Here is a 24,921-nt window from a genome sequence, read left to right on the forward strand (position 1 = left end):
GTTACCTCAATGTTCTATTGTCCAGCAGGACGGTCAATACAACTCTTAGGTGCGCAAATGAACTTCTATTTGTTCTGCGGCACTTCTCTGAAAAAGGAATTGATCTTCCTGCACGGGTTGCTGCAGGCGAGTTAATATCACCTAAGGAGTACATGCAATTTTACGATAGGTGTTGTTTTCAAAAAGATAATTCGGAGGATCACACTTCCATAAAATTTCTGGAAATTAATAATAAGCATCTGAGAAACATTCTAGTCGCCAACCAAAAAAATATTGCAAAAGTAGCCAGTGAAACGTTGCAAGGACGTGTACGACGGCTTAGGCAGTTTATAAGTTGGCTATTTGAACAGTTTCACGAAGTGCAAAGTGTTGATGAGGTTGCTTATGAGAGATTTGTTAGCTTGATTTCAAGCATCAAGCTAAATGAAGAGGGATTAGGAAGGAATAGAACTCAGGCCGTTAGCAATCCTGAAGAATCGGTGATGCCTGATTCAGTTTTTGTACAGCTGTTAGAAATGATCCTGCCTTCATCTCCCAATAATCCGTTCAAGGCTTCTAAGATTAGGAACTACTTAATCGTTTCTTTACTAGTTCAAAGCGGTATCAGGAGAGGTGCGCTAGCAAAATTGAAGATTTCCGACTTCATTTTCCACGGAACCTATGACCAAATTTCTATTTATCGATCTGGTAACGACCCAACAGACCCTCGGGCTGAAAAACCCAATCAAAAGACAAAGGCGCATCTGGCTACGATTAATCCAGTCCTGATGGAGCAGGTCAAGTTGTACATCGATACAATAAGAGTCATATTTCCTAATGCGCAATTTCATGACTTCGTGCTAGTTAGCGAAAATGACTCCAAAGGTACTATAGGTCAGCCCCTCTCAATGAAAGCGATAAACGCTATTTTTCAAAAACTGTCTAAAGCGTTAGGATTCCATGTCCACCCTCATCTACTACGCCATAAATGGAATGAAACTTTCGATGAGGAAGGAACACGCAAAGGGATTGACTCGACTTTACTTGAGGATATTAGAAAATATGCGATGGGGTGGTCACAAAACACATCGATGACCCAGGTTTACAACGAAAAGCGACTCGCACTCAAAGCACGAGAACTCTCAAAAATCCATCAGCAAAGAGTGGACCAACATAAATGATAGGAGATAAGAGTTGTCATATTGTTTCTCTTGAAAATGAACAGATTTTACTGTTTACCGCTAAATCGGGACTGACAGTAAATGCCTTCGACGACTTCTGGATAATACGCCCGAACAAAGGAAAAGGATGGCGGATTTCCGTCGACTGGGTTCACTCATCGGATATGGCAGACGATGATCGAGAGTTGATTATGGGTGTTTTAATGCACTATGCCCGTACCATGGCTGCAAGCACGGCCTCAGGTATAGTATGCAACATTAAGCCGTTCGTGATGAATGGCATCCCCTCGCTGGTTCAAATCAAAGCGATATGGAGCGGACTGAAAACAAATAATAAGAAAGGCCTTAATCAATTCTTTAGGACTCTGTCCAGACAAGGCAATAAGCGGTTTGATGAGTATCATGGCTTTACCAGTACTCATTTGGATAAAAATAAAACCAATATTTTGGATCCGTCCAGCGGCGCATTGAGTGAAATTGAGTTTGATTCGTTAGCCACTCAGCTGAATCAAAATTTACAGAAGTTCGACTGGGCTTGCGACCGAGAGTTTATTTTCTTCCAGTCGCACGTACTTTTTAGTCGCCTTAGAAGTCGAGTCACGAGTAAACTTTTGCTCTCAATTGTAAGGCGCCCGATTCAGATCGCGCTCCTGAAATGGTCGGATGTGATCCCCTCAGGGGCGAGTTTTCATGACGTTGGAATTCATGCTGCTGACGAAATTGGCACGTTGGGCGGCCAAACCTTACAGCTCAGAGTATTTATTGCAAAAACAAAAGGAGCAGCTTTCTCAAGAGATTTTCCCGAACGCTATCCGCTACACCTTTCCGAAGATCTTTCCAAGGTACTTATAGAGTATAAGAATGTAATTCTGAAAGGACTCACCCTCCTGATGCAGTCAGTAGGGATCAAGATGGATCAATCGGAATTACTGAGTCTAATGGGGAATATGCCCATGTTTCCAGATGTAAGCCTCTTTAATTTAAGATTGGACTCCATTGATTTGTTTAAAAGCATGTTTACACCAAAGTCTACGGCTTATCACGTATCGGAGGCGTCGATTACACAAGCCTTGAGGTGGATTCGGTTGACTTCTGATCGTACCACCGACTGCGTAGCCACCTCTAACAGAATTCGTCATACCGTATTAACCCGGGGAGCTCAGGATGGTTTATCTGCTATCCATTTAGCTAAGATAACAGGTGTTACCGTGCCAGCTGCTAGGCATTACATAGACTTAAATTACCAATCCAGAAGAGAGATCGATTCCAAATATATTGGGAATGAATTCCTCCGGAAAGCGTTTAGTTGTGCTTTAACGGAAGTTTCGGGAGGCGACTCGACAATAGTCGATCGCAAATTTAACCCTGTGGGCGCACCCTATAATATGCTTTCATGCGTGACTTGTTCAACAGCAATGGGGAGGCCTTTGGGATGCTATGGATGCCCAAACTTTCGCCCGATTCTTGAAGCTGATCACAGGTCAGTTTTAGGAGGGGCGGAGGAAAAACTGGCTGTCAATCGCAATTCCCTAATAAATCCTCTTTACGGTCGTAGTATCGAGAAGTTGGAAAAGCAAATTTTGTGGGTCAAACTAACGATTACGGTTTGCGATGAAGTCCTTGCAGGGCGGCATGTCATTGATGCTTAATAAATACTTAACTCGGTTGGAGAAGCTCACTGCCGATTATCGAAAAGCACCTTTGGAGCAATTTGAAGGGCCTAATGGGAAGAAAGCAGAGTTTGATGACCTGCTTTGGTACTACGTGGATCCTAATACCGGTCGTAGAACGAGATATTTGGCTGGATTACATGGGTGTAAGGGGAAAGGCAACGCTGGCAACCGTCCCGAAAAAGTTCTTCCTTCTCCTTACGATCATTTGATCAAGGTGTGGATTATAGAGACAACAAATACCAATATTTCCGCAGGCGAGAAACAAGCTCGAACTTCGACAGCTAGAAAACTATTGTCCTTCATGAACGGTGACCTTTATGTTCAAACAGAATCTTCAATCCTTGACCTGAACTTAGGCTTACGATTTGCTGACCGACTGCGTCCGTTTCTCGTATTTTGCTCTGGTAAGGGGTTGATGCGAAAACTAGAGTTAAACAACACTGACGACAGAGATAGAACGGGGCATGCTAGCTTCGATAACACCTTGGAAAAACTGCCGGATACTCAAACTCTGCTTGCCTTAGGAATAATATTTACAGACATTTTTGAGCATGTGGATGTAAATGGCACGTTGAGTTATGGCGAAAGGATAAATTTTCATGATGCACTGGTGGTGACATTTGCATTGTTGTCCCTCGCATCGCCTAATAGAAGTGCTGCGGAAATACCAGTCCTCCCGAAGCAACGGCTTCATTCGCACTCCGAGGGCGATGGGGAGCCTGTTTATTATCTCGACTGGATCGGAAGTAAGGGCTATAAAAACAACAAAAACCACCTTCTTGCCGCCCTGGCCGAGCCGATAACAAAAGCCATTAACTTTTTTTATAAGGCGTGCGAGCCAGCGAGAATTTTATGTCGGTTCTACGAAAATCCCAAGCGAAGCTTGAAGGCTCTGCTAGGAGAGTTTGAGATAGCGCCAGAACTAGCAAAAAATTTATGCCTAACCGAGCCGACCAATCTTTTCACGTTGGGTTATGCCTTAGGGTTCTATGGTGTCGATGATAATGTACAGGTTCTCAAGAAAGGAGTTAAACTTGATGCTACCTTGCATAGGCAGAACAAAAAATATTTTCAACCAATACCTATCTATTCCTTGAAAGCCCAAGATCAGCTATCTGTTGCGCAAAGCGAGAGCACGCTATCCTCAAGCCTACCCAAATTGTTTGGATATACCTTTATACCTAAGCTATTCGACGACAAAGTCACTATCTCGGTCAGCGAAGTTCAAGAGTGGTGGATATCTTTTTTTAGAAATCGTATTTTGCCGGAATTTCCATTGTCCTTTTCAACCGGGGAATCCAGCATTAGATTGAAAGACGCAATGTTCTGCTTTTTAGGAAGCTGGTATTATGGTGCGTCGAAGTTCGCAGGGGGTGGGGGGAAATCATTTCAAAAAACTAACTACGCTGTAGTGCCCTTAGGGGCCCTAGGTCGCTCGGTAGTACGTAGACTAACTGGTCGGGGTGGTAAGGACATTGGATCGATTTTTGAGAGTCATGGGTTTGCATCAGAACTAGGATTGCAATTGCATAGTCTACGCCATTTATCAAACACTCTTGCCGATTTAAGCAGCATTCCTGTCGAAATTATTACCGCATGGTCTGGTAGAAAAGATTCTCAACAAACTCACACTTATATCCATACTGACCACGGCGAAAAGATCAGTCGGGTGAGTGCGATAATAAATCCCCCGCTTATGGATGCTCAGACTATTCGAATTGTCTCTCAAAAAAATCTTGCGCAATCCACGAATCTGCCTGCATCTGTCACTTCTACGGGCCTTTGCACTCAAAATCTCAATGTAACGCCATGCAATTATTTGAACGATTTTGTATCGCAGTGCTTTAAATGTCCGGAAACTTGCCACGTTGCGGGTGATGAAAGAGCTATCGATCTATTCGAGAAAGATTTTTCGTTTCAAACGGCGAGATTAGACAGTGTAGCGTGCGATCCAAGACTTCCAACTTCCGACGCTATGAAAAGTTGGTTTGTCATCCACTCACGCAATACGCATATTTTGTCCCATCTGGTCGATCTGATGAAGAAGAGCCCTGTTGGTACAATTATTCGGTACTCGAATAAGGATGGTGAATTCAATTTGATTGACTTAACCACCAAAAAGATTACAAAAGTCGCCTGCAGCCTCCCTGATTCCGAGACGCAATTGAAATGTATAATTGAAGCTAAGGTAGCGAGTGCTGTGCCGAGCACCAACCTGCAGTTGCGCTCTATTTTGTCGGTTTTCGGTTTGTCCGATGAGGAGGTTTGAAATGGCATCGCCCAAGATTTCTATTCAGCAACAGCGCAAGATTGAGATAATGTTAACCCAGTGGAAGGGCAAGCTTACGTGGGCTACTTTGGTAGCGAGGGTTGAGCTAGAACTAAGAATTCAAGCTACTAGACAAACTCTCTGCACGTACGTTGGTATTAATTTATGCTATAAAAACAAAAAGGCGCAACTGCGGGGAGCTACTTCCTCCCTGTACACAAAGATAACGGCATCTGAAGTAAAGCTCGTTGCGCAAATAGAGAGTTTGAAAGCTGAGATTGTGGTGCTAAGAAGGAATAACTCAGAACAACTTCGCATGATCGAAAGAATCTTTTCAAATGCTAATGCGATTCCTAATTTTGATCTTCGCGCATTAATTAAGAAAAGGCCCGAGGAGATCCAAAAGGGTTAGCAGTTTTGACTTGATTCTTAGTATCTCGTGTTTGGCGAGGAATGGAAGAAGATTCAGGTGTAACGACCGCTTAGGCTCCCGACTTAGGCGTTTGTTCGAATGCTCTATTCCTCCAGCATTAAGTTAGCAAGACGCTTCACCCATTGAAAGTTCGCGCGTATCGGCATTGTTCCCATTGGCTCGCTGCTGTTCACCGGAGGCGCTTAAGAATTGTGCACCTATAGCAGGCACGAAGCGGCTCACTACCACCACGTTGGGATGGCGGAGCCTGATGCAAGGTAATAGCAGCGGTCCCCCAGACTACTGAAACACCAGTATTGATCAACCGAGTTGCCAGTCTGACACCCGTGGCAGAAGACAGGACGGATCGCATTCGAGCTCTTCTGCGATGCGATATAGCTTTTCAACGGTGATGTTAACTTCACCACGCTCAATCCTCCCCACATAGCTGCGGTCGATGTTGCAGGCCAGCGCCAGTGCATCCTGGGAAATTCGACAGGCCTTCCTCTGTGCCCGGATGCGTTCCCCTAACGCTTTCGCCAACTTATCCATGACCGCCTCAATTCTCCTCGAGGCGGCACTATCGTGTGTTTGCGGATGCACGAGCCACGGACTATAATCCGCATTTTTCGCTATTACTCTTCTGGTGCCTCAATGAAATCGGCCACGTTCATCTTCGACAGGCGGCTGTATGAGATCCTTCAGGAAGACGGGCGCACAAGGTTTACTATCCGTGAACTCCGAGATGCGTACGCCAAGCGCCTGGATGGCATCACTTTTCGCATCGGCGATGTACGCCGCTACGTGTATGAGCACATACGCCGGATGATTCGTATAGGCTGGCTCGTATACGACGAAGAGCGTCGTGCGCGGGGGCAGGTCTACCACCTGCGTCCGATGCCAGCACATCTGCAGCCAGAGTTGATCGACAACGGGTTTGAGAACAGCCTCAAGACTGCCTTGCAACCAGAGCGGCTGCGGTCACCATCTGAAAGTGCGGCTGTAACGCTCAAACCTTCGCCCGATGTAGATAAACACTTGGAAGCGCTTCATAAAGAGATCCGATTGGACTTTCTCTCCGCGATGGGTGAGGCAGAGCGATACAAGCTGCTTCTGGACGATATGCCGCATCTCCGGGACAAAGTCGAAGGCGAGTATCTGGACGCTAGAGACCGCAGTTCTCGCCTGTTGGGTCATCTCCGTGCGATTGAAAAGACACTCAAGACGCTTGCCACCGCACGATGACCACATCGCTGCGAGACTGGCAAAGCAACTGCATCAACACGGCGTTGAAGCACTTTACCTCCACACCACACTTCTTCTGCCAGGCAACACCGGGTGCCGGCAAAACGCGCATGGCGGCAGAGCTGGCAAGCAGACTGCTCAGCCAGGACAGGATCGATCTGGTGCTGTGTTTTGCACCATCCTGCCAAGTTGTCGAGGGCTTTCGTACGACCTTTGCTACTGTGCTTGGCCGGCGTTTGGACGGGCAAATCGGCGCAATGGGAGCGGCATTCACCTACCAAGCCATGGAATACCGAGATGAGGGGTTCTGGCAGTTACTTGATGACTACCGCGTACTCGTGGTCTTCGATGAAATTCACCACTGCGCCGGCCACGATCCTATTCTGAGCAACGCTTGGGGCCAGCAGATACTGCACCGGATTCAAGACCGCGCCGCCTTCACCTTGGCTCTCTCCGGCACCCCATGGCGTTCGGACGACAAGGCTATTGCACTAGCTCGGTACTCGTCACCCGAGGGGCACTTAATCTGCGACTACCGCTACGGACTAAGAGAGGCTATCGCTGATGGAGTGTGCCGTTCCCCCCGTATCGTCCTGCTCGATAATCAGAAGGTGAAACTCACCGAGGATCACGGCACGGAGAGCAATGTCAGGATGTTTCCAAGCATCGCTAAACTACTGGGGGAATCGCCAGTTACCTATGAAGAATTGCTACGCCACGACGAGGTAATCGATCAACTGCTCGGTCTTGGTTGCAGCAAGTTGGACGAGCTTCGGTTCGTCAAGCCTAATGCGGCTGGCTTAGTAGTTGCCACCGACATTGAGCACGCCCAACAAATTGCCCTAGCCTTGGTCGCCAGGGGTGAAGGTTGCCGCATTGTGACCAACAAAATCCCGGATGTGCAGCAAGTGATTAATGCGTTCAGGGAGAGTAACTGTCGCTGGATCGTCGCCGTGGGAATGATCAGCGAAGGTACCGACATCCCCCGCCTACAGGTCTGCTGCTACCTCAGCCGCATCCGCACCGAGTTGCATTATCGGCAAGTGCTGGGGCGCATACTGCGGCGCATCGGCGAACCCGATGACCAAGCATGGCTGTTCATGCTTGCCGAGCCAACGCTGCAGCGCCTAGCGGGGCGAATCGCTGATGATTTGCCGGATGACTTAGCGGTGCTGAAAGAGATACAGATGCCAAGCCCCACTCCAATCTCAAAGACGGCTCTGATTGAAACCATCGGGGATATTGATGGCCTGGATAACAGTATTGGAAGTGGGCCATGCCACGGTATTGGGTTAGGCGCCGCGAACGTTATCTCTCTGGGAGGCTTGGAAGCCGAGCCAAGTTATCAGGTGAGTTTTTCCCAGCACTATAGACAGCTTTTGCTGGCTTGCTTTTGATGCCTGGGAAACCTCACCCAGTTTTTCACACCTGCTTTCATAATTGGGCAGGATCGACTGCTTCATCGACTAGCAAACTAATCGGGAGATGAGCATGGAAACCAAAACTCATGTATCGGTAGACATGACTTGCTGAATCAGGAGATGACAGAATTGACCCTTCCTCACGAAAGAACCCGCAGTGTCATCAAAACCGAAGAGTTCCTGCGAGAACTCGCTCGCAGCGCTGAATTGCCACAGGAAGTCCGGAGCCATGCGAAAAGCCTGCTCAGGCACTATCCGTCTGCCGGCCAGATATTTTCGGTGGGGCGTCTTGAAGAGTGTTTGATGAGCTCCGGGTCAGAGGATGAACTCAGACGGCGGGTAACTGCTTTCCATCAGCGGCTGTTCAGTTCGTCATTGGACTTCACGCTATAAGAAGTGGGGGCCGCACAGCCGTGCAGTGATTTTACCCCGTCGGCAACCTTGTTGTTGCGTGGCTGCTATCGCCACAGCTGTGTAAGGGGCCGGCGAACACATCTTCCGAGCCAGGCCGATAAGGGCGATTGTGTCCGCGTATTTTTAAGCGGACGCAATTACCCTTAACGTCAGGATCGCCATGCGCCAACTACGTAAGTCCTACCCGAAATCCTTCAAAACCCATCAGGTGGACACCATCGCCTTTGGCGTCGGCCCCCGGGGTCAGGAAGGTGTGTTGGCCGGACGCCAACAAATTACCTAGTAGGTGTCAAGATATTCATTCAGTTGGCTTGCTCGGTTAAGCACTTTTCCCCCTGAATTTGCTGAGCCATTGGTGTCAGTATATTTTTTTCCGCACCATAATGTGGTTTATTAACTTTTGACCGAGCTCATATCCATCTCCGGGCTCAAAGTTCCTAGCCAAGCGACTAGACACACTATGATTATTGCTACCGAGAACTCTATGGTCATACTGCGCCGCAAAACATTAACGACGCCGGTGTATTCGCCGCTCTGAATCGATCTTTCTAAAAGTGGACTCAAGTGAAAACGGTTCAGCGTAGCTAATACAATCATCGCTGCAAATAGTAAAATTTTTAAACAAAGCAGCACGCCATAAGTGCTAAACGTTATCCCAACTAATGTTGGACCTACAATGAATAGATAATTTACTATACCGGTAATGCTTAGACTCACTACGATAAATGCACCAGCTGATTCAAACCCGGTAAGAGCTCGGGAGAGAATTCGCACCTCTTGCTCGCCATTTAAAATCTTAGTGCGCAGCAGTAAAGCGAATGCGGCCAGAGCTCCCATCCAGGCGCCGGCGGCCAAAAGGTGAAAAATATCACTAGCGAAATGCATATAACGACGATTGCCTTCATCCATCGCTCCATGCCCTGTCCACGCCAAGGTTGCGAGAGCTGTAGCACCGAAGAAGGTAACCGCCCAGAGGCTGAGGGTCGGGAAGCGTTTGTTTAGTGTGACAGCTATGCCTGCTAGAATAAGGGCTGCTATTCGGACCATCCAGGTGAGTCCGACGTCGGTACCAGTAAGTACCATTTCGAAGATGTGCTGGCGAAGCTCCATAAACTCTGAAACGCCGCTCATTGCTTTCGCAAGCAGCAACATCGCGGCAAGAGACAGAAGTACACCAACAACGACTGTACTAAAAAGGAGCGACTCAAAATTTAAGACCGTGCCGGATACCCGTTCTTTTCCCCTAAGGCTATACAAGCCAAAAATTGCTAATCCAAATAGCAGCATCAGGTCTAAATAAAGAACGAAGCGAAGGGCGATGTTTATTGAGTCGCTCATGGATCATTTCACTTTAAAAGAGAAGTTACCTGTGATGGGATGAGTATCGGAAGAGACCGCCCGCCATTCGACCTTATAAGTACCGGTGGTTAACGGAGCGGCAGGCGTGATAACCATCATTTTTGGATCGGCGCCTCCTGCGACACCAGCCTTAACGCCCATTGGAGAGTTCGGCATGCCAGGCATGTCGGTCATGATCAGTTTTGCCCCTGAGAACTGAGTCGTAAGGTTCTCCGAGAAGTGCAGCTCGATTTTAGACGGCGCAGCGGACGTCGAGCCTTCTGCAGGGGTAGAAGACACTAGCTTTGGATGCGCCTGGGCGATGGCGCTCACGAGCAAGCCGGCGGTAAGTGCAACAGCTACGATAGTAGTTTTAAAGAATGACATGCAAGACTCCTCACAGCTAAAGCTGTTGGTTCGAGGTTTGATGGAGTAGATCTAGTTTTTATTTCTCAATTCCGGTTAAGACCACAGGCGAATACCCAGCGTGTGCCGCGGACTGAAGCTAGGTAACAGATCAGGGGAACCGCGTTAAAGAGCTAGGACACGATGCCACATGACTGCCGACTGTTGGATTACATTTCAGTAAGCTTTGCGCGTGCTCTCTGGTCCAGAATTGGGGGGCATGTGGCCTAACTGAACCTCTGAGGTTCGTAGGGAAGTCACTTCGTCTAGGACGCAGTCGCTACCTTTACTTCGATGCGGTGCCTGAACAAGGATCAGGCACGTTTCAATCCGACACTGGGAAGTTCCATATGGAAGGCTGTTTTTCCATTGGATGAGTCACACCAGATCTTGCCTTCATGGGCTTCTATGATCGACCGCGTAATTGAGAGCCCCAGTCCAGCGTTGCTGGGGCTTCCTTCGCGCCGTGCCGGATCTGCGCGGTAGAAGCGATCGAAGAGCTTTTCAAGGTGCTCGGGTGCAATGGTCTCTCCTGGATTTTCCACGACCACCAATGTCGAGGTACCTTTCTGTTGGATATCGACCCTGATGGTTTGGCCCTCCGGGGTGTACCGCAGCGCGTTCGACAGCAAGTTCGAGATTGCTCTGTGCAACATCAACACGTCCCCCCGGACACGTCCTGCTCCCGAAACGGTCAGTTCGATACCGCTCTCATCCGCCAGTAGGCGGTAATACTCGAGCAGCTTCTCCACAACCTCCAATAGGTCAATCTGCTTGTTCTCAGGCTTGATTAGCCCGTTGTCGGACTTCGCCAGGAAAAGCATGTCATCAATCATCTTCGACATACGCTTCAAGTCATCCAGATTCGAATACAGATTATTTTCGTAGTCCTCAGTATCCCTTTTTCTAGAGAGCACCACTTCGGTATGGGTCATCAGGTTGCTTAGCGGGGTGCGCAGTTCGTGAGCGATATCCGCTGAAAAATTGGATAATCGCACAAAAGCATCATCCAGCCGGGACAACATCGCATTGAACGACGACACCATCTGTTGCAGTTCTTTGGGGACCGGCGCTAGAGGGATGCGGTCTTTGAGGGATTTGGCTGACATCGACGCCGCGACCATGGTCACCTGACGAATAGGACGCATGCCGCTGCGTGCAACCATCCAGCCTAATGCCGCGCTGACGAGTGCGCTGATGACCAACCCTATCCAGAACCATTGCTGAAGGGTTTTGAAGAAGGCCATGTGATGAGTAACATCGAAGATCAAGATTACGGTCAGCGGCTTTTCCTGACCGACCATTGTCGCTTGTGCTGTCATGCCTCGGAACATCTGCTCTTGGTCTTGCCATTCCCACACACTGTTGTTTGTCGTCAGGCGGAACTGCTCAGGGACATTTACTGGCCCCGGATCAGCGAAAAGCACCTTTCCATTACTGTCCAAGATCAGGGCAGTCAAATCACGGTGAGCCCCCAGCAGCGCTTTCAACTGAGGTTTTAGCTCGTTGAATTGATCGACACTGCTCAGCTCCCCCAGGATTCTTTGAGTCGAATAGAGCTTTTCGTTCAGGGTCTGCTGATCCAGCATTTTGAAATGACGCTGGCTGAGGTGGTTAATGCTGAGTCCGGCGACGGTGAGCACAGCCGTTACCGCAAGCATGAACATCAGGCTCATGCGTGTAGTCAGGGATAGACTGTTCATTCCGACTCCGGGGCATCAAGCATATAGCCCATACCTCGGGCGGTCTGGATCAATTTCAGTTCAAAATCATCGTCAATTTTCGCTCGCAAACGTCGGATAGCAACTTCGATCACATTGGTATCACTATCGAAATTCATGTCCCAAACCTGGGAAGCGATCAAAGATTTCGGTAGCACTTCGCCGCGCCGGCGCAGCAGCAGTTCGAGCAACGAGAATTCTTTTGCCGTCAGGTCAATCCGCTTTCCACTGCGTACAGCACGACGTTTCAGCAGATCGACTTCAAGATCTGCTATTTTCATAATGGTCTGCGTGGGCAAGCTATTGCCCCGGCGGAGCAGCGTCCTGACCCGGGCTAGCAATTCGGAAAAGGCGAATGGCTTGACCAAATAGTCGTCTGCACCCAACTCCAATCCTTTGACGCGATCTTCGACGCCATCACGTGCCGTCAGAAACAGCACCGGGACATCTTTCCCCGCTGCTCGCACCATCCGCAGTACGTCCCAGCCATCCAGGCCCGGCATCATCACGTCCAGAATCAACAGGTCATACGCTTCGCTCAGTGCATGCTGAAGTGCATCTGTTCCCGTCATGACTCGGTCGACGTTGAACCCAGCCTCAGTGAGGCCTTGCTGCAGGTAAGTGCCTATTTTTGGCTCGTCTTCAGCGACCAGAAGTTTCATGAGGGCAGTTTCCAAATGTTGTGTGGCCTGAGTGTGCAGCCAAATAGCCCCCCAACCATAAGCTTACGAAAATGTAATCCTAGCTTCAGGCCTCTGTCAGGGAGCTTTGTCTAGTGTGCAAGCATGAGCACTAGGTTGTGCTCTCGGCCCTCGAATCAACAACCAGAGGTGCCGGCCACAGCTTCTTGTGAGGAGACTACCTTATGAAATTGCTTAAACATCTGCTTCTCGTTGGTTCGTTCCTGCTGTCCTCAGCTGTCTGGGCAGAATCGGGGGGTGATCGCACCATCCAGCGCATTGAACAACTGCGGGATAAGGCCGAAGCCGTATTGATCCAGGCGGAGAAGGCACCCCCTGGCCAGCGCCATGTACACATGAAGGAGCACATGAAGATGCTCGATGAGATGATGAGCGAGCTTCACAAAGGACACCCAGCTCCCGGTACATCTGCGCAAGAGCATCTTGCTTGGATGGAGCGGCACGACAAATTGGTGGATGACGCCCTCGGGCAGATGATGCGGGAGCACAAGCTAATGATGGCTGACAAAGAGTGCCATCCATAAGAAATCCCCTTCAAGGCCTTCCGTGATTGCTCCTTTGGCCTAGCGGCGCCACAACGGCGCCGCGTTTTTTCAAGCTGACTAATTTGTAGTTTTGGGGTGAGCCCCCCGGCAGGAGCCGGGGAATAGCATGAGATTTCCAACCACCTCAGTGAGGTTTCATCATGAAACGTTCACGTCTCCAACTGTTGATCGCCGGACTTCTCTTCGTAGCTGCAACTCAAGTCTTTGCGCAAACGCCTGGCAGTGAAACCAGCATTGGCCGACAGGCCCAAGCAACCCCTGCTACGCGTACCGTTTTCGTCAAGATGGATGACATCAGCTACGGCCAGAAGTCGATCGATGTGAAGCCTGGCGAGACCGTCCGCTTCGTGTTGAAGAACGACGGGGCGCTGATGCACGAGTTCAACATCGGCAAATCCGCATCGCAGCTGGAACATCAACGCGAGATGGCGGCGCTATTCAAAGACGGCACGCTGACGCCGACAGGCAAGGCGAAGTCGATCGTCTGGCGGGAGCACTTCACTGCCCCTAGCGATTCCGATCCTCCGGGATATCCGGAGGTCATTGAGGCAAAACATGACGATCCTAACGCCATCCTCGTAGAGCCTGGGACGACGAAGGAATTCGTCTGGACATTCGCCGATGTGTCCAACCTGAACTTTGCCTGCACCCTGCCAGGACATTATCAGGCAGGGATGGTGGGTGAGTTCGTAATGCGTTGAATCGACGACCAGGTGCCCCGGCGCTGTGTGCCGGGCAGCACCTGATCTCAGCTAACTTCACCGATATGTAATTTTTGCGTAAGTGAGCTGGCAGCTCAGCCTGGCTAGCATCAAGGCGTTTTAAACCACTCAGTCCTGCGAGGTTCACCATGAAAGCTAAGTCCGCATTCCTGCTTTTCGTTGCCAGCCTTATGTTTTCAGCGTCTGCAGCGATGGCCAACCTGAGCCACGGTAATGTAGACATTGGTCAGCCAGGCGATTCTCAAAAGGTAGATCGCATCATCGAAGTGAAGATGGGCGATAGCTTCTTCGAGCCAAAGAGCATTGATGTCAAACCGGACGAAACAATTCGCTTCGTGCTCAAAAACGAGGGCACGTTGCTACACGAATTCAACATCGGCAAAGCCGCTGCCCATGCCGCGCATCAAAAAGAGATGGCGGCCATGTTCCAGAACGGCTCGCTTAGTCCTACTGGAAAAGGGCAAGCCATGAGCGATATGGACCACAACATGGTCGGTATGAAGATGGACGGGATGGCGCACAACGATCCCAACAGCGTTCTGATCGAACCAGGGACAACCAAAGAGCTTGTCTGGACCTTTTCCAAGAGCACAGGCCTGGAGTTTGCCTGCAACGTTCCGGGCCACTATCAGTCGGGGATGGTGGGTCAGTTTGAAGTGAAGTAAGCGCGGTTTGATCGATATCACAGCCTCAGAGCGAGCGTTGACTACTCTCAGTCGCAGACGTCACCGCAGCTCTTGCCAGGACACTGGGGACCACATCATGACTAATCATCCGCATTCGGTTGAAAATTCGCCTTCTTCTTTCTGGAGAAGCAAAACGGGTGTCGTACTGATCATGCTAGTTGCGATCGGTGTTTTCTACGTCGTCCGGGAACACTTCAGCCATGTTTCACCTTATCTGCCCTATCTGATCCTGTTGATCTGCCCGTTGATGCATTTTTTCGGGCGCGGTCACGGCGGTCATGGTCGACACGTGAGCTCCGAATCCAACAAGGACGATAAAGGAAACTAGTCATGTCTAACGCCACGAGTCACCGCGACCATGATCACGTCCATCCGGTGAAATCCCACGATGGTGGTCTACACGATCCAGTGTGCGGCATGGCAGTTACCCCGCCGAGCACGTTCAGTGAGCTATACGAGGGGCGGGCATATCAGTTTTGCAGCCTGAAGTGCCAAGAGAAGTTTCGAGCAGAACCCCAACGTTATGCTGCGAATCCGTCGGGTACCAATCACTCTAGTCGCACTGAACCCGCGGCTGAGCCACAGCTGGGTACTGAATTCACTTGCCCTATGCACCCAGAGATACGACAGCCTGACCCCGGCACCTGTCCTAAATGCGGAATGGCATTGGAACCTGTCATGCCAGGGTTGGAAGAGGAGGAAAACCCCGAGCTCAAGGACTTCACCCGTCGCTTTTGGTGGTCGTTACCGTTAACCGTGATCGTGACCGTGCTCGCCATGGCGGGACATTCATTACACCTCCTCTACGGAACCACACAGAACTGGGTGGAGCTGGTCCTTGCAACCCCGGTGACCCTATGGGCCGGCTGGCCCTTTTTTGTGAGGGCCGTAGCGTCCATTCGTCATCGCAGTCCAAATATGTGGACCTTGATAGGACTGGGTACAGCAGCGGCCTATCTTTACAGCGTCGTGGCGACGTTTTTTCCCCAGAGCTTTCCCACCAGCTTCATGCAAGATGGCCGCATCGGCGTCTACTTCGAAGCTGCCGCGGTCATCGTCTCACTCACCCTGCTTGGGCAGATTCTCGAGCTCAAAGCCCGCTCGCAAACCTCCGCCGCCATTAAATCTCTTCTGGGTCTGTCTCCGAAAACCGCACGCAGGATCAATGCCGATGGCACAGAAGAAGACATCCCTCTGACGCATGTCCACAAGGGTGATCACCTCCGGGTAAGGCCAGGTGAAAAGGTGCCTGTTGATGGCTCAGTACTGGAAGGCGAAAGCGCCGTCGACGAGTCGATGCTGACCGGAGAACCCGTGCCGGTGATGAAGATAGCTGGAGATAGTCTGATCGGAGCCACGCTCAATACCCATGGCAGTCTGGTGATGGAGGCACAGAAGGTTGGGGCCGAGACCATGCTGTCGCAAATCGTACAGATGGTGGCCCGTGCCCAACGTTCTAAAGCCCCCATGCAACGCATGGCTGATGCCATTGCCGGCTACTTTGTGATGGGCGTCATCGCTATTGCGGTGCTGACGCTCTTGGGCTGGGGGCTCTTTGGTCCTGAACCCAGTTGGGTTTTCGGCCTGATCAATGCGGTCGCCGTGCTGATCATTGCCTGCCCCTGTGCTCTGGGGCTCGCGACGCCTATGTCGATTATGGTGTCCACCGGTAAAGCAGCCAGCATGGGCGTGCTGTTCAGAGATGCCAGTGCCATCGAGAACCTTTGCAAGATCGACACACTGATTGTCGATAAGACCGGCACCCTGACAGAGGGACGTCCAGTGTTTCACAGCGTGGAGGCTGCACAGAACTTCGACCCCAATGATGTTCTTCAACTCGCTGCCAGTCTCGATCAAGGCAGTGAGCATCCTCTGGCTCACGCAATCGTTGATCACGCCCGAGCTGAAAACCTTGTATTGAGCAAACCCGAATCGTTCGAGTCCGGATCCGGGATTGGTGTCAGCGGTATGGTTAGCGGCAAGAAAATTCAACTGGGCAATACCGCCTTGATGGAAGAAGCAGGCGTGAGTATCCGGCCCCTCCAATACCGTGCAGAGCTGTTACGACTTGAAGGTATCAGCATCATCTATGTTGCGGTCGACGGAGTACTGGCTGGATTGCTCGCAGTGTCAGATCCGATCAAACCAACCTCCAAAGAGGCTGTCACCAAGCTCAAGGCTGACAATGTAAAAATCATCATGGCCACTGGTGATGGCCTCACCACGGCACGAGCTGTCGCCAAGGAGATGGGTATTGAAGAAGTCCACGGTGAAGTGAAGCCTCAGGACAAGGAGCGCTTGGTCGCGGACCTTCAGCAATACGGTCGGCGGGTTGCCATGGCTGGCGACGGTATCAATGATGCGCCTGCCTTGGCCCGAGCAGATGTGGGCATCGCCATGGGGACCGGGACAGACGTCGCGATGAACAGCGCGCAACTGACCTTGGTTAAAGGCGACTTGATGGGAATTCTTCGTGCGCGAGCCCTTTCTGTCGCGACCGTAAAAAACATGAGGCAGAACCTGGGCTTCGCTTTTCTCTACAACTCGATGGGTATACCACTCGCTGCGGGTCTGTTGTATCCACTGACCGGGCATCTGTTATCACCGATGGTCGCGGCCATCGCGATGAGCGTCAGCTCTGCATCTGTTGTTTTCAATGCATTGAGGCTGAGAAACATCCGTATAGATTGAAGCCTGGGAACCATTCAAACCGGGGCGCAGACACTACTTGACCTTCCTATCGTGTCAACGTTGATGCTGTGGTTGCGGCTAAAGTAGCCGCTCAATACGAGAGGAATAACTATGTTCGTCTTAGATGTGTCCGGCATTGGTTGCGGCAGCTGCGTTAGCAAAATCACCAAAGCCATTCAATCGTTGGATAACGAGGCAACTGTTTCGGTGGATCGTGCTGCCGGTAAGGTCAACGTGGAAAGCATCGAAAGCCCGGAGCGAGTCCGCGCTGCTGTTGAAGCGTTGGGGTTTCCTTCCAAGGTCAGCGCCTGAGTGCGCTGATCTGCTCCAGCGTTAACGCCCTCATGCACAGACTCTCCTGGGCTCATTTCAGATACTCACCGAGCTCCAGCTCCGACAGTGCTGAAGACTCAATGACCACTGTCCGCTTCGATTCGGCTGACCAGTTCTCTGCCGATTGCTTGGTTTCGGACAATTGGGTTCCTCTGGCAGCAACTTGTTTACGCCAATAAAACAGGGACATATCACTGCAACCCTTTCGGCGCGCGACTTCTGCCATAGAGAGACTGAGTGGAGGGAGCAACATTTTAAGCAGTGCCGCTTTTCGTTCGGGTGAATAGAAAGGCATGACCATACTCTTGCCGCCCCCGGAATGCGTTTAAAAAATCCGGAGACACGACAACTACTCTGACACGGGGGGTCACTCTCCACGTATTGCCTTAATTAATCCTTTAAATGAGCCATTTAATCGAGTAAAAGCCGCCTCGAAATGAATTTCATTCTCCGTATACTTCGCGATTTCGATCTGCTGATCCACGGTATTTTGGTCAAGGGACGGTTGATTTTGAGTTCTGTAAAGTAAAGCACGCCCATCAGAGTCGCCTTCTGAGCCACTTCCATGAATATGATTTCGGCTTGTTGTTTGTAAAGAAAACTGAGTGCTCGCAACTCGCTTTGACTGTTCTGCAAGCAAGGTAGGAAAGTCCAGATCGCGAGCCTTAAAATTCGGTGTGTCGGCGTTGACGATATTGTTGCTCAGCACCTCAGCTCTTTGACTACGATAGATTAAAGCTCTTTCTGCAGAGCCAACGGCCTTATCAAAATTAATACTCATGCCAAATCACCTTTGTGGGTAACTTCCAGTTCCAACACAATCCGCATAGCGAGCACTCAGGTTAAAATAATGGGTCCACATTGGTGAGTTTCAGATTCTCAGCAGTTATTAAAAAGCTGTCGAGCACTTTAAGAACGTTAAATTCCGCCGACATCCGTCGTATTCGCTGAAAATGACTGGAGGCTTACAAGTTTGTCATATATTGGTTTTTAAGCGGTTAATTGCAGCTTTGGATGGACGAGACCATACGGATTAAGCCGCATGATGTTCAAGAGGGAAATCGCAACCTGACACAACTGTAATATTCACCTAAGGTTTCTGACAGGGGATAAGTCTTAAGGTGACATCGAGCCTTGAGCTCAGTCCCGAGAATCATCTCTTGATGGGGATTCTACGGGGCAACCAAATACTTATCCGAGGCTACCCAAATGAAATCCATGAAAACCCTATTGGTTATTGCAGCTTTGACCGTTTCTTCTCTGGCGATTGCCGAAGGCGGCGGTGACCGGACATTTGCACGTATGGAAGCGGCCAGGAAGGACTCGATGGAGTCGTACCAAATTGCCCAAAAGCAAGGCACTCAACCCCCGGTAGCCGAGAGCAAAGCCAAAGCCGTCGACCATGCCAACTGCTGATCCATTTGGCGGGTTCCCAAGCTGACAGAAATGTAATCCCCTTGATAGTCAAAATGTGGCAACTTCTGAGCTCGCCTGCCGTATAAATTTTGTCATTTGCGGCGGCGGGCAAGACTCATAGGGATTCAAGACGAACTCCAGAGAAATTGCCCCAACCGGTAAGCAAAACGCAAAAAGTGTTTCGCACGGCTTCCCTTTTGACTGAGTGGACATAAACGGCATGCATTCCAAAACCTCTAGACGGACATTCGTTAAAGGCCTGGCCGCTGGTGGCATCCTTGGCGGTCTTGGCCTATGGCGCACTCCGGTATGGGCGGTGACCAGTCCCGGTTTTCCAAACGTACTGACCGGTAACGAATTTGATCTGTTCATTGGTGAAACCCCAGTGAACATCACCGGCTCGGCGCGCACGGCGATGACCATCAATGGCTCTTTGCCGGGACCGCTGCTGCGCTGGCGTGAAGGGGAAACGGTCACTCTGCGAGTGAAAAACCGCCTGGATCAGGACACCTCTATCCATTGGCACGGGATCCTCCTCCCGGCCAATATGGACGGTGTACCAGGCTTGAGCTTTCACGGTATCGCGCCGGATGGCATGTATGAGTACAAATTCAAAGTCCATCAGAATGGTACTTACTGGTACCACAGCCACTCAGGTTTGCAGGAACAGGCAGGTGTCTACGGGCCCATCGTGATCGATTCGAAAGAACCTGAACCTTTCCAATACAACCGCGATTACGTGGTGATGCTGACCGACTGGACCGATGAAGATCCTGGTCGGGTCATGGCCAAGCTCAAGAAACAGTCGGACTACTACAATTTCCACAAACGTACCGTTGGCAACTTCATCGACGATGTCAGCGAGAAAGGCTGGGCCGCGACGGTGGCGGATCGGAAGATGTGGGCCGAGATGAAAATGAACCCCACCGATCTCGCCGACGTCAGTGGGTATACCTACACCTATCTCATGAATGGCCAAGCCCCTGACGGTAACTGGACCGGAATTTTCAAACCGGGTGAAAAGCTGCGCCTGCGCTTCATCAACGGTTCGGGCATGAGTTATTTCGATGTTCGTATCCCAGGCTTGAAAATGACCGTGGTGGCCGCCGATGGCCAGTACGTGAACCCGGTCAGCGTCGACGAATTCCGCATCGCTGTGGCAGAAACCTATGACGTGATCGTGGAGCCTGTCAGCGCAGAGGCTTACACCATTTTCGCTCAGTCCATGGATCGAACCGGATATGCCCGCGGAACCCTGGCCGTGCGTGAAGGGTTGAAGGCGCCGGTCCCGGCGATCGACCCGCGTCCCCTCGTCACCATGGATGATATGGGGATGGGCGGAATGGATCACGGCGACATGGCCGGCATGGACCACAGCACCATGAAACCGGGCGACATGGCCGGCATGGATCACAGCACCATAAAACCGGGCGATATGTCTGGCATGGATCACAGCAAGATGACTGGCATGGATCAGGGCGATATGTCCGGCATGACTGGTATGGATCACAGCAAGATGACCGGCATGGATCAGGGTGATATGTCCGCCGGCATGGATCACAGCAAGATGGCAGGCATGGGCACAGGAGCCATGCAATCTCACCCGGCTTCCGAAACCAACAACCCGTTGGTTGATATGCAAGCCATGAGCACAGCGCCGAAGCTGAACGACCCAGGTATTGGCTTGCGCAACAACGGCCGTCGCGTGCTTACTTACTCAGACCTTAAGAGCACTTTCCAGGACCCGGATGGCCGCGAGCCCAATCGCACCATTGAGCTGCATCTGACCGGTCATATGGAAAAGTTCGCTTGGTCATTTAACGGCATAAAATTCTCTGACGCGGAACCATTGCGCCTCAAGTATGGCGAGCGGCTCCGTATCACCTTGGTGAACGACACCATGATGACCCACCCCATCCACCTCCACGGCATGTGGAGTGACCTTGAGGATGAGGACGGCAATTTCATGGTGCGCAAACACACGATCGACATGCCACCTGGCACTAAGCGCAGCTATCGAGTAACAGCTGATGCGCTGGGGCGCTGGGCCTATCACTGCCACCTGCTATTTCACATGGAAATGGGCATGTTCCGTGAAGTACGGGTTGATGAGTAAAGGAGACGGGTTATGAGTACATATCTGAATCGTAAGTCGCTGATCGGTTGCGCCCTTGCCATTGGCCTGTTGGGTGGAGTGCCCTTTGCACTGGCAGGAGAAAGCAGTGGTGAGCATTCCCATCCCGCTCCTGCATCATCAACGGACCAGCCAGAGCCAACGCAAAAGTCCAAGGCCAATGAATCCAAAACCGATCACGATTCTATGGATCACAGCAAGATGAGTGAAGAGTCGATGGATCATGACCAAAAAACCAAAAAAGCGGATTGAGATCATGACCAATAAGCTTTTACGTCCGACCCTGATGGCGCTGACGGTTTCAGTCAGCACCGCTTTTGTTGGCTGGGCCAGCGCCGCTGAAGAGATGGATCCGTCGATGACCATGTCCTCGGGAACGGAGTCGAAACCGACGGTGCCTCCAAAGTCGATCCCAGCCAAAGACAACCAGATGGATCATTCCAAGATGGATCATGGTTCGATGGAGTCTATGGACCACAGCAAAATGAACATGGACCAAAGCCAAGAAAAGCCGATGGACCATAGCAAAATGAATCATGGGCAAATGGACAAAGGCCAGATGGAAGGCATGGATCACAGCAAAATGAAGATGGATGCCGGGGCGACCAGCACGAGTCGAACTCCCATTCCCGTATTGACAGATGCTGATCGTAAAGCTGCTTTTCCGCCAGTGGCAGGCCACGGTGTTCATGACAAAAGCCTCAACACATTCTTTCTGCTTGATCAGTTCGAGTATCAGGACGCTGATAACGGCAGTGCCCTGAGTTGGGATGCAAAAGGCTGGATTGGTGGCGACATTGATCGTTTATGGCTGCGGTCGGAGGGGGAGCGTACCAATGGTGTGACTGAAGACGCCGAACTCCAAGCGCTTTGGGGGCACTCGATCAGTCCGTGGTGGGATGTGGTGACCGGCGTGCGTCAGGATTTTAAACCAGGCTCGCCACAGACCTGGGGCGCCTTCGGTATCCAGGGTCTGGCCCTCTACAACTTCGAAGCTGAAGCCACCGCTTTCATTGGTGAGAACGGCCAGACCGCGGCTCGGTTAGAGGGCGACTACGACATTCTGCTGACCAATCGCCTGATCCTGCAGCCCACAGCCGAAATGAACTTTTACGGAAAAAACGATCCTCAACGCGGCATTGGTTCTGGTTTGGCCAATACCGAAGTGGGTTTGCGGTTGCGCTACGAGATTGTCCGTGAGTTTGCCCCCTACATCGGGGTTACCTGGAGTCGCTCTTATGGCAAGACCGCCGACCTCGCTAGCGATGAAGGAGAGGATGCGAACGAGGCGCGATTTGTCGCCGGTATTCGGATGTGGTTTTGAGAGCCTGACATGAAAAGAACATTGAAAACATTAACTGCTGCTGGTGTGGTCGCCGCAATAGTAGGTGCCGGCGTGGTGTATTTTGGTGTGATTAATGTTGGGGCGGATGATCCACATTCCGAACTCGTTTACTCACTGCTGTCCACTGCTCGGGATCGCTCGATAGCAGTGCGTTCACGCGACATCAAAGTTCCCGACTTGACCGACGGAACTCTCGTTCGGGCAGGTGCTGGCAACTACAACTCAATGTGCATTGGCTGCCACCTTGCTCCGGGTCTCGCAGGAACCGAGTTAAGTAATAGCCTTTACCCTGCACCTCCAAATCTTTCAAAACTGGGCGTTGATGGAAACCCTGCCGCAGCGTTCTGGATCATCAAGCATGGAATCAAATCCACAGGCATGCCCGCCTGGGGTAAAAGCATGGCCGATCCCTACATCTGGGGGATGGTCGCTTTTCTCCAGCAGCTGCCTGCATTGAACGCGGAGCAATTCAACGCCCTAGTAGCCAGCAGCGGTGGCCATCAACACGGTGGCGGCGAGAGCAAAATGCATGACCATGAAGGCCAGCATGATGCCCAAAAAGGGGCTGCTGCTGGACATCATGATGCGGGTGCAGCCGAAGAGGTAGCCAAAGCAGACGACCATCATGGCGAGAAAAACAGCGCCCATGCTCATGAGGCTGCCGCAGCACCTACTCAGGATGAAAGTCCCGAACACGCCCATCCTCAGGGTGCCGAGGCTTCACTTGACGCTTCTGCAACTCCTGCCGCTCAACTAAAAACTCATCCCCATGCAGATGGGAAGGAGCATACCCATGCGAAATAACATTTATCGGCCCGGACGGATACTTCGCCTTGCTGCATTCGCGGCTCTGTTGATCAGTTCAGTTGGTCATGCAGCAGAATCGCTGACGATCGACGTCCATCGTGACGCTAACTGTGGATGCTGCAAGAAGTGGATGCAGCACCTTGAAGCCAACGGCTTCACCGTCGTTGATCATGTAGAAACCAACATGAGCGCGGTCAAGCAGGACCTGGGTGTTGTTCCGCGTCTCTCGTCATGCCACACCGCGGTGTTCAACGGAAAGTTTGTTGAAGGCCACGTACCTACTGAGCAAATAGTTGCTTTGAGCAAACGCGATGACCTTCTCGGAGTTGCTGTACCCGGCATGCCGGCAGGCTCGCCTGGTATGGAGGTCGGTGGGAAGCAGGATGCGTATCAGGTCATCGGTCTGAGCAAAGCAGGTACCGACCAAGTGATCGCTGAGTACCCGGCAAACTAATCACAAACGTTCATAACCCGAACGATGGTAAACCGGTCGATCCGGCATCGGCAAAACCCTCAAATATCCAGGTGCGAAATGCACCACAAAGAAATTGGGAGTCGGCGCGCGAATGGCCCATCATGGCCCAGCATCAATACGATGCCGCAGTCAGATGCCGAATGACTATACGTGTGCGGTCGGCACGGACAAAAGCGGAAGTGGGCCGAGCTAGATAATGAAGAGCTGGGTTACAACAGAGACCGTGCGCTGGGCAGGTCATGCTTGGGTAGGTCCCGGTATCGGTGTCTTTCATGGCCACGCCGGTCACCAGGAATGGCACCTCCATCAAGCGCATCAGATCTCAGTTGGCCTCGACTCAACTGTATCGGTTCAAACTCCGATGGGTATTCAAACCGGGGGCGCCATCTTCATTCCGGCCGGCTTGAAACACCGGCAGAGCGCCGATCACGTTCTGTCGATCTACGTGGATGCGCTGTCCGAGGAAGCCCGTGCTTTGCAGGGTGCCGAAGAGGCGAGGGTGATTGGGATCACTCCGGCGGACGTAACGCCGATTATCGACGCGCTGCATGCGACAGGACACACTGATCTCCAGGTTAGGACTGGGGTGCGCCAGGCACTGCGACTCCCCGATCTCTCGCCCCCAGATCCTCGCTTGATCAAGGTAATTGAGGCGCTGCGCAGAGGCAAAACGGGACGCAGAGAATTGGCCGCGGTGGTGCATCTATCCCCCACGCGGTTTTCTCATTGGTTCGTGGAGCAGACGGGGCTGCCGCTTCGCAGTTACGCGAGATGGTTACGTCTCACGCAAGCCTTGCAGCATTTGGCCAAAGGTGTACGGCTGACTGACGCGGCTCATGAGGCGGGCTTTTCAGACTCTGCTCATTTCTCCCGAACATTCCGGGCGCTATTGGGTATCGATCCGTCATCCGCCTTGGCTGAAGTTCATCTCCAGGAGATTTAGCTCTTTCGTTCAAGTTGAAAGCTCACCTCTTCACATATTGTGATGGTTCCATATCCAGGAGCTGA

27 protein-coding genes and 1 pseudogene are annotated in these 24,921 nt (G+C 51.3%); 21 read left to right on the forward strand and 7 right to left on the reverse strand.

Annotation, left to right across the window (positions count from 1 at the left end):
- The first annotated feature begins 152 nt into the window (after positions 1 to 152).
- Genes EYC95_RS10510 through EYC95_RS10525 form a run of 4 tightly spaced genes read left to right on the forward strand, consistent with a single transcriptional unit; the run spans position 153 to position 5,514 of the window.
- Positions 153 to 1,160, forward strand: coding sequence for a site-specific integrase (locus EYC95_RS10510; protein WP_256656937.1), 1,008 nt, complete (start codon positions 153 to 155; stop codon positions 1,158 to 1,160).
- Positions 1,157 to 2,809 carry a hypothetical protein gene (locus EYC95_RS10515; protein ID WP_131060287.1) on the forward strand — a complete coding sequence of 551 codons (1,653 nt, stop codon included), beginning with the start codon at positions 1,157 to 1,159 and terminating at the stop codon, positions 2,807 to 2,809. Before EYC95_RS10510 ends, EYC95_RS10515 begins: the two co-directional genes overlap by 4 nt.
- Positions 2,772 to 5,102, forward strand: a complete 2,331-nt coding sequence (locus EYC95_RS10520; RefSeq protein ID WP_131060288.1) for a hypothetical protein — start codon at positions 2,772 to 2,774, stop codon at positions 5,100 to 5,102. The genes EYC95_RS10515 and EYC95_RS10520 overlap by 38 nt, the downstream gene beginning before the upstream one ends.
- A gap of 1 nt (position 5,103) precedes the next feature.
- Positions 5,104 to 5,514, forward strand: a complete 411-nt coding sequence (locus EYC95_RS10525) for a hypothetical protein (protein WP_131060289.1) — start codon at positions 5,104 to 5,106, stop codon at positions 5,512 to 5,514.
- 321 nt (positions 5,515 to 5,835) lie between these two features.
- On the opposite strand, the gene EYC95_RS10530 is transcribed toward EYC95_RS10525, so the two are convergent.
- Entirely contained in the window at positions 5,836 to 6,066 is a 231-nt protein-coding gene (locus EYC95_RS10530; RefSeq protein WP_131060290.1) for a helix-turn-helix domain-containing protein, read from the reverse strand.
- A gap of 102 nt (positions 6,067 to 6,168) precedes the next feature.
- Between EYC95_RS10530 and EYC95_RS10535 the strand changes: the two genes are divergently transcribed.
- The 4 genes from EYC95_RS10535 to EYC95_RS30580 all read left to right on the forward strand — a co-directional run bounded on the left by EYC95_RS10535 (position 6,169) and on the right by EYC95_RS30580 (position 8,877).
- Positions 6,169 to 6,759 carry a hypothetical protein gene (locus EYC95_RS10535; RefSeq protein ID WP_131060291.1) on the forward strand — a complete coding sequence of 197 codons (591 nt, stop codon included), beginning with the start codon at positions 6,169 to 6,171 and terminating at the stop codon, positions 6,757 to 6,759.
- A complete protein-coding gene (locus tag EYC95_RS10540; protein WP_131060292.1) occupies positions 6,756 to 8,156 on the forward strand; it encodes a DEAD/DEAH box helicase in 1,401 nt (466 codons plus the stop codon). The genes EYC95_RS10535 and EYC95_RS10540 overlap by 4 nt, the downstream gene beginning before the upstream one ends.
- Before the next feature lie 144 nt (positions 8,157 to 8,300).
- A complete protein-coding gene (locus EYC95_RS30865; protein ID WP_305955862.1) occupies positions 8,301 to 8,573 on the forward strand; it encodes a BPSL0761 family protein in 273 nt (90 codons plus the stop codon).
- Between the two features lie 181 nt (positions 8,574 to 8,754).
- Positions 8,755 to 8,877, forward strand: a complete 123-nt coding sequence (locus tag EYC95_RS30580; RefSeq protein WP_256656938.1) for a hypothetical protein — start codon at positions 8,755 to 8,757, stop codon at positions 8,875 to 8,877.
- Between the two features lie 110 nt (positions 8,878 to 8,987).
- On the opposite strand, the gene copD is transcribed toward EYC95_RS30580, so the two are convergent.
- The 4 genes from copD to EYC95_RS10565 all read right to left on the reverse strand — a co-directional run bounded on the left by copD (position 8,988) and on the right by EYC95_RS10565 (position 12,720).
- Positions 8,988 to 9,932, reverse strand: a complete 945-nt coding sequence (copD, locus tag EYC95_RS10550; protein ID WP_131060293.1) for a copper homeostasis membrane protein CopD — start codon at positions 9,930 to 9,932, stop codon at positions 8,988 to 8,990.
- Between the two features lie 3 nt (positions 9,933 to 9,935).
- Positions 9,936 to 10,319 (reverse strand): copper homeostasis periplasmic binding protein CopC, encoded by a 384-nt coding sequence (gene copC / locus EYC95_RS10555; protein WP_131060294.1) that lies wholly within the window; start codon positions 10,317 to 10,319, stop codon positions 9,936 to 9,938.
- A gap of 332 nt (positions 10,320 to 10,651) precedes the next feature.
- Complete coding sequence (locus EYC95_RS10560) at positions 10,652 to 12,040, reverse strand: heavy metal sensor histidine kinase (RefSeq protein ID WP_131060295.1); 1,389 nt, start codon at positions 12,038 to 12,040, stop codon at positions 10,652 to 10,654.
- Positions 12,037 to 12,720 (reverse strand): heavy metal response regulator transcription factor, encoded by a 684-nt coding sequence (locus EYC95_RS10565; protein WP_131060296.1) that lies wholly within the window; start codon positions 12,718 to 12,720, stop codon positions 12,037 to 12,039. The genes EYC95_RS10560 and EYC95_RS10565 overlap by 4 nt, the downstream gene beginning before the upstream one ends.
- 203 nt (positions 12,721 to 12,923) lie before the next feature.
- Here EYC95_RS10565 and EYC95_RS10570 point away from each other — a divergent pair, with 203 nt between their 5' ends.
- The 6 genes from EYC95_RS10570 (at position 12,924) to EYC95_RS10595 (ending at position 17,715) form a co-directional block, all read left to right on the forward strand.
- Positions 12,924 to 13,283 carry a co-regulatory protein PtrA N-terminal domain-containing protein gene (locus tag EYC95_RS10570; RefSeq protein ID WP_131060297.1) on the forward strand — a complete coding sequence of 120 codons (360 nt, stop codon included), beginning with the start codon at positions 12,924 to 12,926 and terminating at the stop codon, positions 13,281 to 13,283.
- 161 nt (positions 13,284 to 13,444) lie between these two features.
- Positions 13,445 to 14,005, forward strand: a complete 561-nt coding sequence (locus EYC95_RS10575; protein WP_131060298.1) for a plastocyanin/azurin family copper-binding protein — start codon at positions 13,445 to 13,447, stop codon at positions 14,003 to 14,005.
- Positions 14,006 to 14,154: 149 nt separating this feature from the next.
- Positions 14,155 to 14,691 carry a plastocyanin/azurin family copper-binding protein gene (locus tag EYC95_RS10580; RefSeq protein WP_131060299.1) on the forward strand — a complete coding sequence of 179 codons (537 nt, stop codon included), beginning with the start codon at positions 14,155 to 14,157 and terminating at the stop codon, positions 14,689 to 14,691.
- A 97-nt stretch (positions 14,692 to 14,788) separates the two neighbouring features.
- On the forward strand, positions 14,789 to 15,040 hold the full coding sequence (locus tag EYC95_RS10585) for a DUF2933 domain-containing protein (RefSeq protein ID WP_131060300.1): 252 nt from the start codon (positions 14,789 to 14,791) through the stop codon (positions 15,038 to 15,040).
- Positions 15,041 to 15,042: 2 nt separating this feature from the next.
- Positions 15,043 to 17,403, forward strand: a complete 2,361-nt coding sequence (locus EYC95_RS10590; RefSeq protein WP_131060301.1) for a heavy metal translocating P-type ATPase — start codon at positions 15,043 to 15,045, stop codon at positions 17,401 to 17,403.
- 111 nt (positions 17,404 to 17,514) lie between these two features.
- Positions 17,515 to 17,715: a heavy-metal-associated domain-containing protein gene (locus EYC95_RS10595; RefSeq protein ID WP_131060302.1), complete on the forward strand. Its 201-nt coding sequence runs from the start codon at positions 17,515 to 17,517 to the stop codon at positions 17,713 to 17,715.
- Between the two features lie 55 nt (positions 17,716 to 17,770).
- On the opposite strand, the pseudogene EYC95_RS10600 reads toward EYC95_RS10595, so the two are convergent.
- Positions 17,771 to 18,031 (reverse strand): annotated as a pseudogene (locus EYC95_RS10600) (transposase); the annotation flags it as partial.
- A gap of 72 nt (positions 18,032 to 18,103) precedes the next feature.
- Positions 18,104 to 18,517: a flagellar basal body rod protein FlgB gene (flgB, locus tag EYC95_RS10605; RefSeq protein WP_131060304.1), complete on the reverse strand. Its 414-nt coding sequence runs from the start codon at positions 18,515 to 18,517 to the stop codon at positions 18,104 to 18,106.
- 428 nt (positions 18,518 to 18,945) lie between these two features.
- Between flgB and EYC95_RS10610 the strand changes: the two genes are divergently transcribed.
- The 7 genes from EYC95_RS10610 to EYC95_RS10640 all read left to right on the forward strand — a co-directional run bounded on the left by EYC95_RS10610 (position 18,946) and on the right by EYC95_RS10640 (position 24,856).
- Positions 18,946 to 19,152 carry a co-regulatory protein PtrA N-terminal domain-containing protein gene (locus EYC95_RS10610; protein ID WP_131060305.1) on the forward strand — a complete coding sequence of 69 codons (207 nt, stop codon included), beginning with the start codon at positions 18,946 to 18,948 and terminating at the stop codon, positions 19,150 to 19,152.
- A gap of 220 nt (positions 19,153 to 19,372) precedes the next feature.
- Positions 19,373 to 21,268: a copper resistance system multicopper oxidase gene (locus tag EYC95_RS10615; protein WP_131060306.1), complete on the forward strand. Its 1,896-nt coding sequence runs from the start codon at positions 19,373 to 19,375 to the stop codon at positions 21,266 to 21,268.
- Between the two features lie 12 nt (positions 21,269 to 21,280).
- On the forward strand, positions 21,281 to 21,538 hold the full coding sequence (locus EYC95_RS10620) for a hypothetical protein (protein WP_131060307.1): 258 nt from the start codon (positions 21,281 to 21,283) through the stop codon (positions 21,536 to 21,538).
- Positions 21,510 to 22,610: a copper resistance protein B gene (locus tag EYC95_RS10625; protein ID WP_178083830.1), complete on the forward strand. Its 1,101-nt coding sequence runs from the start codon at positions 21,510 to 21,512 to the stop codon at positions 22,608 to 22,610. Before EYC95_RS10620 ends, EYC95_RS10625 begins: the two co-directional genes overlap by 29 nt.
- A gap of 9 nt (positions 22,611 to 22,619) precedes the next feature.
- Positions 22,620 to 23,435 carry a cytochrome c gene (locus tag EYC95_RS10630; RefSeq protein WP_131060308.1) on the forward strand — a complete coding sequence of 272 codons (816 nt, stop codon included), beginning with the start codon at positions 22,620 to 22,622 and terminating at the stop codon, positions 23,433 to 23,435.
- On the forward strand, positions 23,425 to 23,892 hold the full coding sequence (locus EYC95_RS10635) for a DUF411 domain-containing protein (RefSeq protein WP_131060309.1): 468 nt from the start codon (positions 23,425 to 23,427) through the stop codon (positions 23,890 to 23,892). The genes EYC95_RS10630 and EYC95_RS10635 overlap by 11 nt, the downstream gene beginning before the upstream one ends.
- A 217-nt stretch (positions 23,893 to 24,109) precedes the next feature.
- Positions 24,110 to 24,856: a helix-turn-helix transcriptional regulator gene (locus EYC95_RS10640; protein WP_256656939.1), complete on the forward strand. Its 747-nt coding sequence runs from the start codon at positions 24,110 to 24,112 to the stop codon at positions 24,854 to 24,856.
- The last annotated feature ends 65 nt before the right edge of the window (positions 24,857 to 24,921 follow it).

The sequence above is a fragment of the Pseudomonas sp. BGI-2 genome, from assembly GCF_004310295.1.
In the GTDB taxonomy this organism is placed as follows: Bacteria; Pseudomonadota; Gammaproteobacteria; order Pseudomonadales; family Pseudomonadaceae; genus Aquipseudomonas.